The sequence below is a fragment of the Acetobacter senegalensis genome (assembly GCF_001580995.1).
GTDB classification, from domain to species: domain Bacteria; phylum Pseudomonadota; class Alphaproteobacteria; order Acetobacterales; family Acetobacteraceae; genus Acetobacter; species Acetobacter senegalensis.
Genome location: NZ_LHZU01000084.1, coordinates 1 through 16,081, shown reverse-complemented (window position 1 = coordinate 16,081; position 16,081 = coordinate 1). Strand labels below are relative to the sequence as shown.

The following is a 16,081-nucleotide window of genomic DNA, read 5'->3' as shown; positions in this document are numbered from 1 at the left end:
CCCTTGCGCCCCTCCTCCCCTTATTCAGAAGGCGCAAGGGGCAGGTTGGGCATGCCGTGCCCTCCGGGTTTCATCACCCAAGGGCGCGCGCCGCGCACGGCGCGATCTGTCACGACGCGCACGCCCTGCTTTTCCAGATATACAGCCTGCGCTCCTTCCCGCCATGCGGAGAAGCGATCCAACCTGCGCGCATTGGGGCAGGAGTCGCGCAGGGGCGCGCTGCTGATCACGACATCCATGTCAGCGCACAGAGCGTCAGGCAGACGCGCCATGCCATCGGTTTTATCCACGACCCGCAGCAACGCCATTCGCCCGTTTTTGCTGACAAAACAGATATCCGGATCTCCATCTTCCCCACAACTGAGCACACCATCAGGCGTCTGCCCTTTTACAGGAAACGGTTCAGGCACACGCGCAAAAGCCTGCGCCCATGCAGCCTGCACAGCCGCAGAATCCCGCGAACGACCAGCAACCAGCAGATGGCCGCCATCCCGCACCGCCATCAGCCCACCGTCCGGGCTGATCAGAACATCCGGCTGAACCAGCAATAATGGGGACAGCATGCCTAGCGCTACAGGCACCACGCCCCACAATCGCCAGCGCTGCCGCCATAAACACAGCCAGCAGAGCCCCAGCAACACGACCCCAAGCCCCCATGTGGGCATGTGCGGCACACTCACCCGTGCGGCAGGCAACTGGGCAACCCCATGCGCCATGGAAAGCACCAGGTCTATTCCCCACCCCATGGGCGTCAGTGCCATCGCTTCCAGATGAAGCGGCATCAGCAGCAGGGCCAGCAGCCCGAGCGGCATGATCCACACCGCCATCAGGGGCACGGCCAGCAAATTGGCGAGCACAAAAAAGGGCTGGATCTGACCAAAATGCGCCATAACGATGGGCAACGTTGCCAGCCCGGCCAGCAGGCTGGTGAGCGCCAGCGCGATGAGATGACATACCAGCCAGTGCACCATCCCCGTTGCCCGCGCCCGATACGCGGCAAACCATGGCCCCAGAGCCTCATAACCGGCAACAAGCGCCATAACGGCAGCGAAGGACATCTGGAACGCCACGCCCAGCAGTTCCTCCGGCATGATCAGCAGCAGAAGCGTGGCGGCCAAAGCCAGCCCTCGCATAGACACAACGCGCCTGCCCACCGCTATGCCCAGCACAGCGATTGACGCCATGATCAAACTGCGGATGACGGGCAGATGCAGCCCGGTCAGCATGGCGTATCCGGCCCCGCCCACCAACGCCAGCAAAGCGGACAGTGCCTTGCAGGGCCAACGCAGGGCGGCCCATTCCCACAGGGCGAACCCAAGCCGGAAAAGCCCCATCAGCAAGCCCATCACCAAGCCTAGATGCAGCCCGGCCACAGCCAGAAGATGCGCCAGACCAGACGCTGCAAAATCCTCCCGCACCGCGCGCGGCACACTGGCGCTTTCTCCCGTCAGCACGGTGGAGGCCACCGCTCCCACGGCTCCCGGCAGCACCGCACGAATACGGGTATCCAGCGTTTCCCGCAAAGGTTCGAGAACCGTGACAATCCAGCCTCTCTGCCGAGAGGATATGCTGAGACGCTCAACCGGATTCAAAGCCCGGCCATACCCGGCGCTGTTGGCAAACCATGCTTCCCGCTGAAGGTCTCTCCCGCCGGGGAATGCAGGAAACGGCGGCGGCATCAGCATGACCCGCACCCACACTTCATCACCGGGGGCCAGATCCCCCATATCGTCGGGCTTCAGTTTCACGCGCAGGGTACGCTTCAGGGCCAGCATGTCCGCATCCAGCGGGGTCTCGAACCGGGCGTTCGCCAGCACAACCATGCGGCCAGGCACAGCGCCATCCCGCCCCGCTACTGCGGCCATACTCTGCACCGTGCCCGTTATCTCCACAGCCCGACGCGGCAGTTCCGGCATGGGCGAATGCCGATGCGTTGAAAGCCATGCCGCCAGAAACCCCACAGCAACCGCGAGGCAGCCACCCGCCACTATGCGCCCCCACACACTCTGCCAGCCGCGCCACAGCCCCAACAAAGCCGCCCCAATGCAGAGCATGGGCAAAGCGACCCCACCCCATACGGAAGGCTCCTGCCGCAACCCGAAATACCCCGCTACGCCCAGCGCCATGCCAACAGGCACCCACAGCACCAGCCGCCTCTGCTCCGCCAGCAAAAGGGCCGTCACGGCGGTAAGAAGATCACTTTTGAGGAACACGATTATTTCGCGCAGGGAGCCCTCCTTCAAAACGGAGCATCCGGCATCAGTGCCCTGTGCGGCATGAAGCCAGCACCCGGAACAGCCATGCACCCTCCGGGCAGGCCACGTGCGCAGACTGACGCACCGGAACGCTCAAGACCATATGGCTCCCCGCGCCCGTGCGTGATAAGGAAGCGCCTCATGACGAAAATCCGCACACGTTTTGCCCCGAGTCCGACAGGCCTGCTGCATATCGGCAACGCCCGCGCGGCCCTGTTCAATTTTCTCTTTGCCCGTCATCACGGCGGCGAGTTCCTCCTGCGTATCGAGGATACCGACCGTGAGCGTTCCACCCAACAGGCAGTAGACGTTATTTTTGACGGGCTGGCCTGGATGGGCATTACGGCGGATGAAGAACCCGTTTTCCAGTCCACCCGCCAGCCACGCCATACGGAAGTGGCGCTGGAGCTACTGGAAAAAGGCCTCGCCTACAAATGCTACTGCACGCCTGAAGAGCTGAAGCAGATGCGTGAGGACGCCATGAAAAATGGCAAACCCCCACGCTATAATGGCATGTGGCGTGACCGTGATCCCTCAGAAGCTCCAGCCGGAGCCCCCTACGCCGTGCGCATCAAGGCCCCGCGTGAAGGGGAAACCGTGATTGAAGATCTGGTGCAGGGCGAAGTGCGCGTTGCCAATGCGGAACTGGATGACATGATCATCCTGCGCTCCGACGGCACCCCCACCTACCAGCATGCCGTGGTGGTAGATGATCATGACATGGACATCACGCACGTAATTCGTGGCGATGACCATCTGACCAATACCTTCCGTCAGGCCATGATCTACCGCGCCATGGGCTGGGATCTGCCCCGCTTTGCCCATCTGCCGCTTATTCATGGGCCGGATGGAGCCAAGCTGTCCAAACGGCACGGCGCGCAGTCCGTGGTGGAATTCCGCGATGAAGGCTATCTACCGGAAGCCCTGTGCAACTACCTGCTGCGTCTGGGCTGGGGCCATGGCGATGCGGAAATCCTCTCCCGTGAAGAACAGATCAAGCTGTTTGATCTGGACGGCGTCGGTCGCTCCCCTTCCCGCATGGATTACGCCAAGCTGCTGCACATCAACGCCGTATGGCTGCGTCAGGCCGATGATGACCGCCTGACCAATGATGTGATGGACCGCCTGAAAGCTGTGGACGGCGTTGCAACGGACGACACCACCCGCGCCCGTGTGCTGGCCCTGATGCCCGGCCTGAAGGAACGCGCCCGTACGCTGGTTGAACTGGCGGACAGTGCCGCCTTCCTTGGCCGCCATGTGCCGCTGCCCTTCAACGCCAAGGCGGAGAAACTGCTGACACCGGAAGCCCGCACCATTCTGGATGGTCTGGCGCGTGAACTGGCCGCCGTGCCGGACTTCACCCCGGAAGAAATTGACGCCGCCCTGCGCCGCTTTGCCGAGCGTGAAGGCCATAAGCTGGGGCAGGTTGCGCAGCCGCTCCGCGCTGCCGTAACCGGATCCAACACCTCACCGGGGATCGACGCGACCCTCTTTGCCCTTGGCAAGGATGAAACGCTGGCCCGTATCGGAGCCGTGCTCAATGGCTAGCTTTTCCGGCCGTCACACACAGCATCTGCTCGGACTGGAAGGCATGACGCCCAATCAGATCGAGCCGTTGCTTGATCTGGCCGAAAGCTATGCCCTGCTGAACCGCTCCCGCAAGGTCCCGCGCGATGTGCTGCGGGGCCGCACGCTGATCAACCTGTTTTTTGAAGACAGCACCCGCACCCGTACCTCCTTTGAGCTTGCGGGCAAGCGGCTGGGCGCGGATGTGATCAACATGTCCGTGGCGCAGTCTTCCGTAAACAAGGGCGAAACACTGCTGGACACTGCGGCCACCCTCAACGCCATGCAGGCGGATCTGCTGGTGGTACGGCATGCACAGTCGGGCGCACCGGCCCTGCTGGCGCAGAAGGTGGAAGCATGTGTGGTAAACGCGGGTGATGGCACGCACGAGCACCCTACACAGGCATTGCTGGATGCCCTGACCATCCGCCGTCATTGCGGCCATCTGGCTGGGCTGACGGTAGCCATCTGCGGCGATGTCGCCCATTCCCGCGTGGCGCGCTCCAATATCCATCTGCTCACCACCATGGGCAGCCGTGTGCGCGTGGTCGGCCCACCTACTTTGGTGCCGGGGGCCATCCGCCATCTGGGTGTGGATATTTTCCACACCATGGAAGAAGGCCTGCGCGATGTGGACGTGGTGATGATGCTACGCCTGCAACGCGAACGCATGTCTTCCGGCCTTATTCCCAGCGCGCGTGAATATTTCCGCTTCTACGGGCTGGATAACCGGCGGCTGGCGCTGGCCAAACCCAAGGCACTGGTCATGCACCCCGGCCCCATGAACCGGGGTGTGGAAATTGACAGTCAGGTGGCTGATTCAGACCAGAGCGTGATTCAGGAACAGGTTGAAATGGGCGTGGCCGTACGTATGGCCGTGCTTGATCGGCTGACCCGCAGCAGGCACTCCGCATGAGCACCCTTCTTTTTGAAAACGTCCGCCTTCTGGACCCTTCCTCCGGGCTGGATGAACCCGGCCGCCTGCTGGTCCGCAATGGCGTAGTTGACGCCACGGACAAAGCCGGAGCCGAAGGCACACCTGAAGAAGCGCAGGTTATCAATGGTCAGGGCGCGGTTCTGTGCCCCGGCCTTGTGGACATGCGCGTTGAAATTGGTGAACCGGGCCATGAATACCGTGAAACCATCGCCTCTGCCGCCCGTGCGGCCTCGGCTGGCGGCATCACCACCATTGCCATTCTGCCAACCTGCGAACCCGCCATTGATAACCCCGCGCTGGTGCGCCTGCTCCGCACCCGTGGGGAGGAAACCGGCGCCATTACCATTCTGCCCTATGGCGCGCTGACCAAAGGCTGCAAGGGGCAGGAACTGGCGGAAATCGGCCTGCTGCATGAGGCCGGAGCCGTGGCCTTTACCGATGGCGCGCGTGCCATAGACCCCGCCAAACTGATGCGGCTGGCGCTGTCTTATGCTGGCGGGTTCGGAGCCATGGTGGTGCAGCACCCGGAAGAGCCTTCTCTGGCCGGTTCCGGCTGCGCCACGGCGGGAGAACTGGCCACCCGCCTTGGTCTGCCCGGTATCCCGCCGGTGGCGGAAGCCATCATGATTGCCCGTGATATCCGTCTGGCGGAACTAACAGGTGGGCGGTTACATTTCGGCCATGTCTCGACCGGGGAAGGCGTAAACCTGATCCGTCAGGCCAAGGCACGCGGCCTGAATGTGACGTGTGACACCGCTCCTCCTTATTTTGACCTGAACGAAAACGCGATTGGTGACTTCCGCACCTACGCCAAGTTCTCGCCCCCTCTGCGGGCGGAAGAAGACCGTTTGGCAATCTGCGCTGCGTTGGCCGATGGCACCATTGACGCCATAGCGTCCGACCATCTGCCGCGCGACGCCGACGATAAACGGTTGCCTTTTGCGCAGGCCGCAACAGGTGGCACCGGCATGGTAACCCTGCTCGGTGTGACGCTGGCCCGCGTTCATGACGGCACGCTCACCCTGCCGCAAGCCATTGCCCTTCTGACCCACAAGCCTGCCGCTCTGCTTGGCACCTCGGCTGGCACCCTCGCCAAAGGGGCCGCAGCTGATCTGTGCCTGTTTGCACCGGAACAAAGCTGGCTGGTGGAAGCGGGTAAATTGCCGGGCCGGGCCCAGAACACACCGTTCGATGGTCGCCCACTGGAAGGCCGTGTTCTCGGCACATGGAAAGCCGGGCGCCGCGTGTATGAGGCTACCAGCGCATGATGGAAACCCTGCCGTCCTACGCGCTGTGGCTTATGGCCGCCATGGCTTTCCTAGGGTACGTGCTGGGAAGCGTTCCCTTTGGGCTAATCCTGACCAATCTGGCCGGCGCGGGGGATCTGCGCAAAATCGGGTCTGGCAATATCGGGGCCACCAACGTGCTGCGCACAGGCCGCAAGGACCTTGCCGCCGCCACGCTGGGGTTGGATGCCGCCAAGGGGCTTCTGGCGGTTCTGATCGCATGGATCATGACCCCGCCAGACTTTGCAGACCGCATTACCTCCGTCACCGCATTGGCGGTGGTTGTCGGCCATTGCTATCCCATTTTCCTTGGGTTCAAGGGGGGCAAGGGCGTCGCAACCGGGCTGGGCGCCATGCTCGCCCTTTCTCCGCTCACGGGGCTGGCGGGTTGCGCTGCGTGGCTGGGCGTTGCACGGCTTACCCGCATTTCCTCTGCCGGAGCCATTGCCGCCTTTATTGTCATGCCGGTGGTAAACTGGGCGCTTTATGGGTTCAGCTTTCAGGCATCCCCCAAGCCCATGGCCACGTTGCTGATCAGCATTCTGGTGCTGGCGCGGCATCACGCCAACATTGGCCGTATCCTGAACGGCACCGAACCACGGGTTGCGCCAAAACAGAAATGACGGCGCGCGTATGACCTCCCTGGCCGCCTGCCTGCGCCTGGCCCGGACCGATTCGGTGGGGCCGCGCACATGGCGGCGGCTGGTGGAGCGCTACCAAACCCCGGAAGCAGCGCTGGACGCCCTGCCGCATCTGCCCGCCCGCAACGGGCGCACTCAACTTATCCCTCCATCACCCGCGCAAATTGAGGCGGAAATAGACGCCACCCTGAAAATAGGGGGCCAGTTTCTGACTCTGCTCGATGCCACCTACCCTCCCTTGCTGCGCGCCTGTCCTGATGCACCGCCTGTTATCAGTGTGTTGGGAGATGCCTCCTGCCTGAGCAAACCGGGGGTGGGGTTGGTGGGCGCACGAAATGCCTCGGCCCACGGCGTCAGACTCGCGGAAAGTCTGGCCACGGAACTGGCTGAAGCTGGGCTGGTGGTTATTTCCGGATTAGCGCGCGGCATAGATCGTGCGGCCCATATGGGGGCGTTGCACCGGCACGGTCTGACCATTGCCGCCATTGCGGGTGGGCTGGACTGCCCCTACCCGCGTGAAAATGCCACCCTTCATGCTGAAATTGCAGAAAAAGGCGTGCTGGTTACAGAAGCGCCTTTAGGCACCACGCCCACGGCCCGCCATTTTCCACGCCGCAACCGCCTGATTGCTGGGCTGGGGCTAGGCTGTGTTGTGGTGGAGGCTGCGCCTCATTCCGGCACTTTGATTACTGCCCGGCTGGTGGTGGATTACGGCCGCGAACTGTTTGCCGTGCCCGGCTCACCGCTTGATTCGCGCTGCCGAGGCAGCAACAATCTGCTGCGCCAAGGTGCCATTCTGACCGAAAGCGTAGCGGATATCCTGCCCAATCTGCCCGCCATTCCTGCATGCCCTGAAAAAAACCCTCCCCTCTTCCCCACGCAACCCGACCTGGTGCAGGAGGGGAGTGCAAAAAAGGGATCAACTGCACAAAACCAGAACAAATCCGCCGTTCAAAGCGCATTTTCCCTGCATCTTCCCACACCAGCAGAACGCTCCGACGGGGCACCAGTCAGCCCCGAAAACGTGCGGGAAAAAGTGCTTGATCTTCTCTCCTTTACGCCCATACCGGTTGACGATCTTGTTAGGCACTGCCAGTTCTCAGCTTCCACTGTCTTGACCGTGCTCACGGAACTTGAGCTTTCCGGCTGCGTAGACTCCCTCCCCGGTGGGCGGATTGTTCTGGCAGCACCGCATGGAAAAGACGGCTGATCAAGTGCTGCTTCCGGCAGGTCGGAGAGAGTATGACTGACGTTGTGGTGGTCGAGTCGCCCGCAAAGGCGAAAACGATCAACAAATATCTTGGCGATGGCTACACCGTGCTGGCCTCCTTTGGGCATGTACGCGATTTGCCGCCCAAAGATGGTTCCGTACGCCCGGACGAAGGCTTTGCCATGTCCTGGCAGTCTGATGAGCGTGGCACCAAGCAGGTTGCCGCCATCATCAAGGCTTTGCGGGGCGCCAAACACCTCTATCTGGCCACTGACCCGGACCGTGAAGGCGAGGCTATTTCCTGGCACGTCCGGTCCATGCTGGAAGAAAAGAAAGCCCTGAAAGGGGTGGAGGTGCAGCGCGTCACCTTCAACGAGATCACCAAAAGCGCCATCAAATACGCTATGGCGCACCCGCGTGAGCTCGATTTCCCGTTGATCGAAGCCTATCTGGCCCGCCGCGCGCTGGATTATCTGGTGGGGTTCACGCTTTCTCCCGTACTGTGGCGCAAGCTACCGGGCTCCCGCAGTGCGGGCCGCGTGCAGTCCGTCGCCCTGCGGCTGATCTGCGAGCGTGAGGCGGAAATTGAAGTTTTCCAGCCGCGTGAATACTGGACCGTTACCGCATCCCTCACCACGCCTTCTGGCGCACCATTTACAGCCCGGCTGACACATCTGGACGGCAAGAAGCTTGACCAGTTTGATCTGGCCAACGCCGAACTGGCCGAAGCTGCCCGCAAGGCTGTGGAAGCGGAAAACCTTTCCGTCAAATCTGTTGAGCGGCGGAAGGTGCGGCGCAATCCGCAGCCGCCTTTCACCACCTCCACCTTGCAGCAGGAAGCCTCCCGCAAGCTGGGCATGGGGGCGCAGGTCACCATGCGCACGGCCCAGCAGCTTTATGAAGGCATTGATCTGGGCGGAGAAACCGTTGGTCTGATCACCTATATGCGAACCGATGGTGTGCAGATGGCTGGAGAAGCCATCGGGGCCATTCGCTCCCACATTGGCAAGCATATTGGTGAAAACTACGTTCCGGCCCAACCGCGCCATTACACATCCAAAGCCAAAAACGCGCAGGAAGCGCATGAAGCCATCCGCCCGACGGATGTCTTCCGTACACCGTCCTCCGTTGCCTCCCACCTGACGCAGGACCAGCGCCGTCTGTATGAATTGATCTGGAAACGCGCGGTGGCCAGCCAGATGGAATCCGCAGCCCTTGATCAGGTTGCGGTGGATATTGCAGGCCCCTCCGGCAAAACCGTGCTGCGCGCCAATGGCTCCATCATCACGTTTGATGGCTTCCTGCGCCTTTATACGGAAGGGCGGGATGACAGTGACAAACCGGCGGATGACGAATCTCGGATGCTGCCCCCCATGCAGGAGCGTGACCCGCTCAAGCGTGAGGATGTAAAGGCCGATCAGCATTTCACGCAGCCGCCGCCGCGTTTCTCGGAAGCCTCACTGGTCAAGAAAATGGAAGAAATCGGCATTGGCCGCCCTTCCACTTACGCTTCCATTCTTACCGTGCTGCGTGACCGCAATTACGTCACGCTGGAAAACCGGCGCTTTGTGCCGGAAGCCCGCGGGCGGCTGGTTACGGCGTTCCTTGTCTCGTTCTTTGAACGCTATGTGGACACCAAGTTCACCGCCAGCCTTGAAGAACTGCTGGATGATATTTCTGGCGGCCGTGCGGAATGGAAGCAGGTTCTGGCCTCCTTCTGGCACGATTTCTCCAAGGCGGTAGATGACACCAAGGAACTGACCATCACTGATGTGCTGAACGCACTGGATCAGGATCTTGGGCCGTTCTTCTTCCCGCCGCGCCCGGACGGGTCTGACCCACGCCACTGCACGGCCTGCGGCACGGGGCGGCTTGGGCTGAAGCTGGGCCGTTATGGCGCGTTCATTGGCTGCTCCAACTATCCTGAGTGCCAGTACACCCGCCGCCTTTCTGCTGACAGTGCAGAAGACGGTGACGGCAGCAGCGCGCTGAAGGACGGTATGCGCGTTCTGGGTCAACACCCCGAAACGGGTGAGGATATCACCGTGCGTCAGGGCCCATGGGGCCTGTATGTGCAGCAGGGTGAACCAGACCCGGAGGACAAGAAAGCCAAACCCAAACGTGCTTCCCTGCCCAAAGGGCTGGATGGAGAAAAGATCACGCTTGATCAGGCCGTGGGCTTGCTCTCGCTACCACGTCTGGTTGGCATTCATCCTGAAACAGGAGAACCCATTCAGGCCGGACTGGGCCGCTTTGGCCCGTTTGTGAAAATGGGCGCGGTCTATGGGTCTCTGGATAAGGACGATGATGTTCTGACCATTGGCCTGAACCGGGCTGTGGATGCGCTGGCCAAAAAACTGGCCTCCATCCGTACGCTGGGCAACCACCCCAAGGATCAGGAACCCGTTATGGTGCGTAAGGGCCGGTTTGGCCCCTATGTGCAGCATGGCCAGATTGTTGCGACCCTTCCCCGTGGCACGGATATGGACGCCGTTACGCTGGATGAGGCAGTGGCGTTGCTGGCTGAAAAAGGCAAACCCCTGAAAGCCAAAGGGGGAGCGGCCAAGAAGAAAACCGCAGCCAAAAGCACCACCAAGGCCGCACCGAAAAAAACCGCCACCAAAAAGACAGCAAAAACTGCTGAGGGTGAGGCTGCTCCTGCCAAGGAGAAGAAAGCAGCGCCCAAAAAACCACGCGCCACCACCACACGGAAGAAAAAGGCGGAGTAGCCCATCATGCCCAAGGGCATCGGGGCCTCGGCCCTGCCCGGGCATGAGGTCATTCGCCAGTTTCTGGAGGCAGACAATGCTCCCGTAGGGCCTACGGACATTCTACGGGCGCTTGACCTGCCTGCGCGCCTGAAGGCGGCCCTCCGTGCAACGCTGCATGATATGGCGCTGGCGGGTGATCTAGCCTGCCTGCCACCGGGTCGCCTGAAAGGCGTCACAGGTCTACCCGAAACCGTCAGGGCAAAAATAACCCGCCTGAGATCAGACGGACAGGCTTACGCTCACCTGCCGGATGAGCCCGCAGTCTCCCTTCTGCTGGTCTCAACATTACCAGATGGCACCTTGCTTTTGCCGGGTGACGAAGTGGTCGCCCGCCTGCGGCCCCGCCTCTCCCTCCGGGGAAGACGGGAAGGCCGGCCTCTGCGGCTGCTTTCTGCTGCCCCGCGCCTCTTTCCTGCCACCGTGCAGCCAGATGTTTCTCCTGAAAGAGAACTCTCTAAGTCGTCTTTTCCAAGCACGTCGCCGACTGGCGCGACTGTGAACGATGCATCTGAAAACCGCATAATTCTTCCTGAGGGCAACGCAAAGGAAGATCAGTCTGCTGCCAGCCTGGAGCCCGCCGAAGTGGGGCCTGCCCGGCGGTCTATCGCCCTCGTTCCCTGCGACCGCCGATTCGGTCAGGTTCTTTACGCAGATTCGGGGCCTCTCTCACCGGAAACTGTGGTTCTGGCCGAACTCGTTCCCCACCAACCCGGAAAACCACCTAAAGCCGCCATCCGCACCGTTCTTGGGCCAGTCGATGCACCGGGAATGGCGGCCCGCCTCGCGCTTCTCACGCATCCCATGCCTACTGTGTTCTCACCCGAAGCAGAGGCAGAAGCCCGTCATCTGGCAACCCTCCCGATTGACGCAGAAGCCCTCCCCCTCGACACCGACACCGACACCGACACCGACACCGACACCGACACCGACATAATGTCCTCTGGGCGCGCGCTCCCACGCAAGCTTTCTGGTCACCCTGTTGTACGCCGGGACCTTCGCACCATTCCTCTTGTCACCATTGATGAGGCCACTGCCGAAGATTTTGACGATGCCATCTGGGCAGAACGCACCACTGACGGCTTCCATCTTCTCATCGCCATTGCCGATGTCGCCCATTATGTCCGCCCCAGCTCAGCGCTGGATCAGGACGCCAGAAACCGGGGCAATTCCGTTTATCTGCCGGGGCAGGTTGTGCCCATGTTGCCCTTGGCGCTTTCCGCCGGTGTGTGTTCGCTCAAACCGGGGGAAGACAGGCTGTGTGTCTATATTGACCTGCACATCACTGCCGATGGGCAACGGGTATCAGGTCGTTTCGGGCGCGGGCTGATGCGCAGCGCAGCGCGCCTGACCTATCAGGCTGTGCAGGAGGCACTCGGGTCTTCTCCACAGAGTCAAAGCGAGGCCCCTGAGCCCCCGGCCTCCAAGCCAGATACACCTTGGGCCGCGCTGCCACCGGACCTGCTGCCCACCCTGATGGCTGCCGCCCATGCCCTGCAACAGGCGCAGCCCCCTCACCCGGCAGACAGAACGGGGGAAGAAGAGTTTGTGGTCACGCTGGATGCCTCTGGGCACCCGACCGCCTTCACCCCACGCCAGCGGCTGCCCGCGCATGATCTTGTTGCCAGCTTCATGATTGCCGCCAACCGCTTTGCCGCAGAAGAACTGGATCGCCACACGGCTCCGGGCCTGTTCCGTGTCCATCCGGCAGCACCTTCCCCCACGCAGCAAGGACGCCAGATGGCGCGTTATGCGCCCCGCCCGGCCTGGCATGATGGATTGCAGCTTGCCTGTTATACGCATTTCACCAGCCCCATCCGCCGGTATGCGGATCTGGTGAACCACCGTGCCCTGCTGGCGACACTGATGCCGTCTGACCGCACGTTGGAGAGCCGTGGCGAATCAGCCACGCTCTCGCCCAGCACCATGCATGCTCTGGCCGGGCACCTGCATCTTGCCGAGCGCCGTGCTTCTTCTGCCACACAAGCATGCTATAATAGGCTGGCAGCGCTCTTCCTGCGGCCTTTCATTGGCCAAACCCTGCGGGCCTGTGTGACCGGAACAACACGGACCGGCGTTGCCGTGACATTGACGAAAACCGGAACTCCGTCTTTCCTTTTTTCAAGCGCCTTGCCGGATGAATTACGGATGAATGACGACTCGCCTACCCCCCGCACAAACCTGAACCCGGAAGCCACGCTTCAGGTGGGTACTGTGCTGTCTGTTGTCCTGATCTCAACCAATCCGGCGCAAGGCACGCTTGATCTGGCTCTTGCCCGCAATGCGCGCTGAAGCTGCCTTACGCCTTGTGCCACCCATACGGCGGGTGCTGCCCTGTGTCCTGATTGCTACATTGCTGGTCTGCCAACCCATGCCGCTTAAGGCACAGACGGGCAGCCCCGCAGGACGGCCGGACACGCTCCCTTCCGCGCAGCCGGACGCACAGAAAGCGCAAGCCACATCTGCGTCTGCTACCGCCAACGTGGCTCCGGAAGCGCCCTCCGGTTCCGTTACAAAAACAGCGGACACACAGCCTCAGCCGTCGGAATCCTCAGTGGAAGGCACGACAGGAACCGCCACCGCGCCAGAGCAGACTTCGGCCGCGTTGCCGGAAACCGCGCCACCTGCACCGGCAGCACCCCCGCTTGATATGGCGCTTGTGCATTCCGTGATTGCAACCGCACTGGAATTCCTCGGCCCCCGCACGCTTGAGCAGCACTCCAGCCGGGATTTTACCCTGTGGGGGCTTGGCAGTCTGACAGCGCTTGACCCCACATTGGCGATCGATTCCCGTGGAGCCGACATCCGCCTGCTGGCGGGACAAACGCCTCTGCTCACACGTGCCACCCCAGCCCCCCAGAATGACGAGGGGTGGGCCCAGCTTGCGGTTGATTTTCTAGCCGCAGCCCGTGAGCACTCAGATGGCGTGCGCACCGCCACGCGGGAAGAACTGGTGCAGGCGTTTTTTGACGAACTGTTCAACCATCTTGACCCATACTCCCGCTATATAGGCCCCTCCTCCGCCAGCACGGATCGGGAAGCCCGCGTGGGGGGGGAGGCTGATGCCGGCGTCACTCTGACCCGCAAAGGGCGGGATATCGTGATTTCCGCCGTCAATGCCAACGGCCCGGCATGGTCTGCGGAAGTAGATACCGGGGACAAGCTTCTGGCAGTCAATAACCGGCTGACGGCCGGACAATCGGTCGAGACCGTTACCAACTGGCTACGGGGAGAAGAAGACTCCCGCGTGACCTTGCGGCTGCTCTCCCCCGGTCAACGGCGCGGCCACACCGTGGTGCTCCGTCGCGCCAAAGTTCCGCCGGAAACGGTCTTTGCCTTTGCCAGTGGATCTCTGGTGGTATTGCGAGTCACATCTTTTTCCTCCGACACGGCAGAGGAGATGAGCCAGTATCTGGATCAGGCCACGCAGGACCCGGGCTTGAAAGGGCTGATCATTGATCTGCGCGGCAACCGGGGGGGCGTGCTGCAACAGGCCGTGACCGCTGCCGCGCTGCTGCTGGACCGTGGCGTGGCGGCCGTCACCGATGGGCGGGACGCACAGGCCAATCATATCTGGGCTGTTCAGGGTGGAGACATGACGAACGGCCTGCCCATTGCCATTCTGGTGGACGGCCGGACAGCAAGTGCTGCCGAGATTCTCGCCGCCGCCCTGGCCGACCACAAGAGAGCGGTGGTGATTGGCAGTTCCACGCTGGGCAAAGGGCTGGTGCAGACCGTGGCCCAGTTGCCTGATGAAGGGGAACTGTTTGTGACATGGAGCCGCGTGATCGCGCCGCTGCACTGGCCCTTGCAGGGGCTGGGCGTGATGCCGCAGCTTTGCACCAGTCTGGGTGAAGCGGACAGCGCACGCCAGATGCATGACCTTGCCCATGGCCAGCTTGATAACCAGCCCGCCGTGCAGGCTTCCCGCGCGGCGCGGTTTCCGCTGCCGGTCTCGCGCATTCTGGCTATCCGCAAAGCGTGCCCTGCTGCACTGGGCAGCGATCGGGACATGACTGTTGCGCGTTCCGTGCTGGAAAACAAAGCATGGTACGCGACGGCCCTGTCCGCCATACCGGATGACCCTGCCGCCCTGCCAAGCCCGGTGCGGGAATGACCAGCCCCCGTCTGCGTTCTGATTTTATTGCGCGGGCCATTCTGCGGCAAAGTGCGCAGGATGGACGCTCTGCCATGCTGCTGCGTAAGGGAGACCCGGATGCCGGAAGTATTTTAGTCCTTCTTCTGGAACGGGACGGCTCTACTGTTGTTCTCAGCCAGACAAGAACAGCAGAAGGCGAGGCCGCCTGGCTTCGTGCATCAGGTGAAACACCGCTCACGCCAGAAGAAACAGCCAGCTATATTGAACGCCAGACACGTTTTGATCCGGATCTGTGGGTGCTGGAACTTGAAGCCCCCCGGATTCAGACCTCCATTTGAAGCAACTCTGGTTTGAAATAACCTGAAGATGTGTGACTTATGTCACACGCAGACCGGCCAGATGACACACAAAACCCCTGTGTTTTTGAAATCTGCCGTCCCTGCCTGTTGCACACAACGCAAGTTTACAGCAAAGAAGGCAGGCATATGTGCTTTATACGCACCAATATCGTGATGCCCGGTCACTGCGGAAACAGTGCCACAGCAGGGAGAAGAACATGAAGCTGCGCCAAGGCCTCCTCGCGCAATCACTGCTTTCTGCGCCGCTTGTCGCTGGCTTCCTGCTGTTTGCCGCCCCGGCAATGGCTCAGCCCGTGCAGGGGCTGTATATTGCAGGTGAAGGCGGAGCGACCTTCAACCAGGATCAACGCGTCAGAACATCCCCCATGTTCCCGGACGGGCGAGACCGCTGGCATACCGGCGGCACCGGAATCGGGTCCCTTGGTTATGGGCTGGGCAACGGATTCCGCGTTGAGGTGGAGGGGGATTACCGCTCCATGGCGTATTCACGCTTTGTCACCAACACATTGAACAGCCGTGCTGATGGTCGCCGTGAAACCTACGGTGTGATGGCCAACGCCCTGTTTGACATGGATATCGGCAAGCCGTGGCTGTTCCCGTATTTTGGCGCAGGCATCGGTTATGGCTGGACCCATCTGAACACCACCGTGACCGCACCGGGCAACCAGTTCAACCAGCATATTGGCGGCACGTTCGGCAATTTTGCGTATCAGGGCATTTTTGGTCTGGCCTTCCCCACCCCCTGGGTTGTCGGGCTTTCCTTTACGGCTGAATATCGCTTCTGGACCATGCTTGGCCCGCAGTCTCATGGTGCAACGGCATGGGGCACCATTGGCGGCGCCAACCAGAGCAAGTCTTACAGTTTTGCCAGTGGCAACCGTGATACGAAAACCGATTTCAATCACTCGCTGATGCTGGGCCTGCGGTACGAATTCAACCCCGCACCGCCTCCCCCGCCGC

Annotated in this window: 12 protein-coding genes; 10 read left to right on the top strand and 2 right to left on the bottom strand. The window is 61.6% G+C overall.

Features of this window, described 5'->3' with window-relative positions:
• Nucleotides 1–20: 20 nt before the first annotated feature.
• Both AD948_RS01770 and AD948_RS18000 read right to left on the bottom strand, forming a co-directional pair.
• Nucleotides 21–2,243 carry a ComEC/Rec2 family competence protein gene (locus AD948_RS01770; protein ID WP_082782250.1) on the bottom strand — a complete coding sequence of 741 codons (2,223 nt, stop codon included), beginning with the start codon at nucleotides 2,241–2,243 and terminating at the stop codon, nucleotides 21–23.
• The gene (locus AD948_RS18000; RefSeq protein ID WP_156105407.1) at nucleotides 2,240–2,398 is read right to left on the bottom strand and encodes a hypothetical protein; all 159 of its coding nucleotides are present in this window, start codon (nucleotides 2,396–2,398) and stop codon (nucleotides 2,240–2,242) included. The genes AD948_RS01770 and AD948_RS18000 overlap by 4 nt, the downstream gene beginning before the upstream one ends.
• Between AD948_RS18000 and gltX the strand changes: the two genes are divergently transcribed.
• The 10 genes from gltX to AD948_RS01720 all read left to right on the top strand — a co-directional run.
• Nucleotides 2,397–3,803 (top strand): glutamate--tRNA ligase, encoded by a 1,407-nt coding sequence (gene gltX, locus AD948_RS01765; protein WP_061470416.1) that lies wholly within the window; start codon nucleotides 2,397–2,399, stop codon nucleotides 3,801–3,803. The genes AD948_RS18000 and gltX overlap by 2 nt on opposite strands.
• On the top strand, nucleotides 3,796–4,737 hold the full coding sequence (locus AD948_RS01760) for an aspartate carbamoyltransferase catalytic subunit (RefSeq protein WP_006558571.1): 942 nt from the start codon (nucleotides 3,796–3,798) through the stop codon (nucleotides 4,735–4,737). Before gltX ends, AD948_RS01760 begins: the two co-directional genes overlap by 8 nt.
• Nucleotides 4,734–6,026 carry a dihydroorotase gene (locus AD948_RS01755; RefSeq protein ID WP_061470415.1) on the top strand — a complete coding sequence of 431 codons (1,293 nt, stop codon included), beginning with the start codon at nucleotides 4,734–4,736 and terminating at the stop codon, nucleotides 6,024–6,026. The genes AD948_RS01760 and AD948_RS01755 overlap by 4 nt, the downstream gene beginning before the upstream one ends.
• A complete protein-coding gene (plsY, locus tag AD948_RS01750) occupies nucleotides 6,026–6,667 on the top strand; it encodes a glycerol-3-phosphate 1-O-acyltransferase PlsY (RefSeq protein WP_081473560.1) in 642 nt (213 codons plus the stop codon). The genes AD948_RS01755 and plsY overlap by 1 nt, the downstream gene beginning before the upstream one ends.
• Nucleotides 6,668–6,677: 10 nt before the next feature.
• On the top strand, nucleotides 6,678–7,895 hold the full coding sequence (gene dprA, locus AD948_RS01745) for a DNA-processing protein DprA (protein ID WP_061470414.1): 1,218 nt from the start codon (nucleotides 6,678–6,680) through the stop codon (nucleotides 7,893–7,895).
• 32 nt (nucleotides 7,896–7,927) lie between these two features.
• Nucleotides 7,928–10,624 carry a type I DNA topoisomerase gene (topA, locus tag AD948_RS01740; protein ID WP_006558567.1) on the top strand — a complete coding sequence of 899 codons (2,697 nt, stop codon included), beginning with the start codon at nucleotides 7,928–7,930 and terminating at the stop codon, nucleotides 10,622–10,624.
• 6 nt (nucleotides 10,625–10,630) lie between these two features.
• Nucleotides 10,631–12,955 (top strand): RNB domain-containing ribonuclease, encoded by a 2,325-nt coding sequence (locus tag AD948_RS01735; RefSeq protein WP_061470413.1) that lies wholly within the window; start codon nucleotides 10,631–10,633, stop codon nucleotides 12,953–12,955.
• Nucleotides 12,945–14,780: a S41 family peptidase gene (locus AD948_RS01730; protein WP_061470412.1), complete on the top strand. Its 1,836-nt coding sequence runs from the start codon at nucleotides 12,945–12,947 to the stop codon at nucleotides 14,778–14,780. The genes AD948_RS01735 and AD948_RS01730 overlap by 11 nt, the downstream gene beginning before the upstream one ends.
• On the top strand, nucleotides 14,777–15,100 hold the full coding sequence (locus AD948_RS01725) for a DUF1491 family protein (RefSeq protein ID WP_248845882.1): 324 nt from the start codon (nucleotides 14,777–14,779) through the stop codon (nucleotides 15,098–15,100). The genes AD948_RS01730 and AD948_RS01725 overlap by 4 nt, the downstream gene beginning before the upstream one ends.
• 218 nt (nucleotides 15,101–15,318) lie before the next feature.
• Nucleotides 15,319–16,081: outer membrane protein (locus tag AD948_RS01720; protein ID WP_061470411.1), on the top strand; the 763-nt coding region annotated here is incomplete at its 3' end.

Excerpts from the sequence above, each read along its gene's own strand:
- gltX (WP_061470416.1), top strand. The coding sequence starts at position 2,397 with ATGACGAAAATCCGCACACGTTTTGCCCCGAGTCCGACAGGCCTGCTG.
- AD948_RS18000 (WP_156105407.1), bottom strand. The coding sequence starts at position 2,398 with ATGAGGCGCTTCCTTATCACGCACGGGCGCGGGGAGCCATATGGTCTT.
- AD948_RS01760 (WP_006558571.1), top strand. The coding sequence starts at position 3,796 with ATGGCTAGCTTTTCCGGCCGTCACACACAGCATCTGCTCGGACTGGAA.
- AD948_RS01755 (WP_061470415.1), top strand. The coding sequence starts at position 4,734 with ATGAGCACCCTTCTTTTTGAAAACGTCCGCCTTCTGGACCCTTCCTCC.
- plsY (WP_081473560.1), top strand. The coding sequence starts at position 6,026 with ATGGAAACCCTGCCGTCCTACGCGCTGTGGCTTATGGCCGCCATGGCT.
- dprA (WP_061470414.1), top strand. The coding sequence starts at position 6,678 with ATGACCTCCCTGGCCGCCTGCCTGCGCCTGGCCCGGACCGATTCGGTG.
- topA (WP_006558567.1), top strand. The coding sequence starts at position 7,928 with ATGACTGACGTTGTGGTGGTCGAGTCGCCCGCAAAGGCGAAAACGATC.
- AD948_RS01735 (WP_061470413.1), top strand. The coding sequence starts at position 10,631 with ATGCCCAAGGGCATCGGGGCCTCGGCCCTGCCCGGGCATGAGGTCATT.
- AD948_RS01730 (WP_061470412.1), top strand. The coding sequence starts at position 12,945 with ATGCGCGCTGAAGCTGCCTTACGCCTTGTGCCACCCATACGGCGGGTG.
- AD948_RS01725 (WP_248845882.1), top strand. The coding sequence starts at position 14,777 with ATGACCAGCCCCCGTCTGCGTTCTGATTTTATTGCGCGGGCCATTCTG.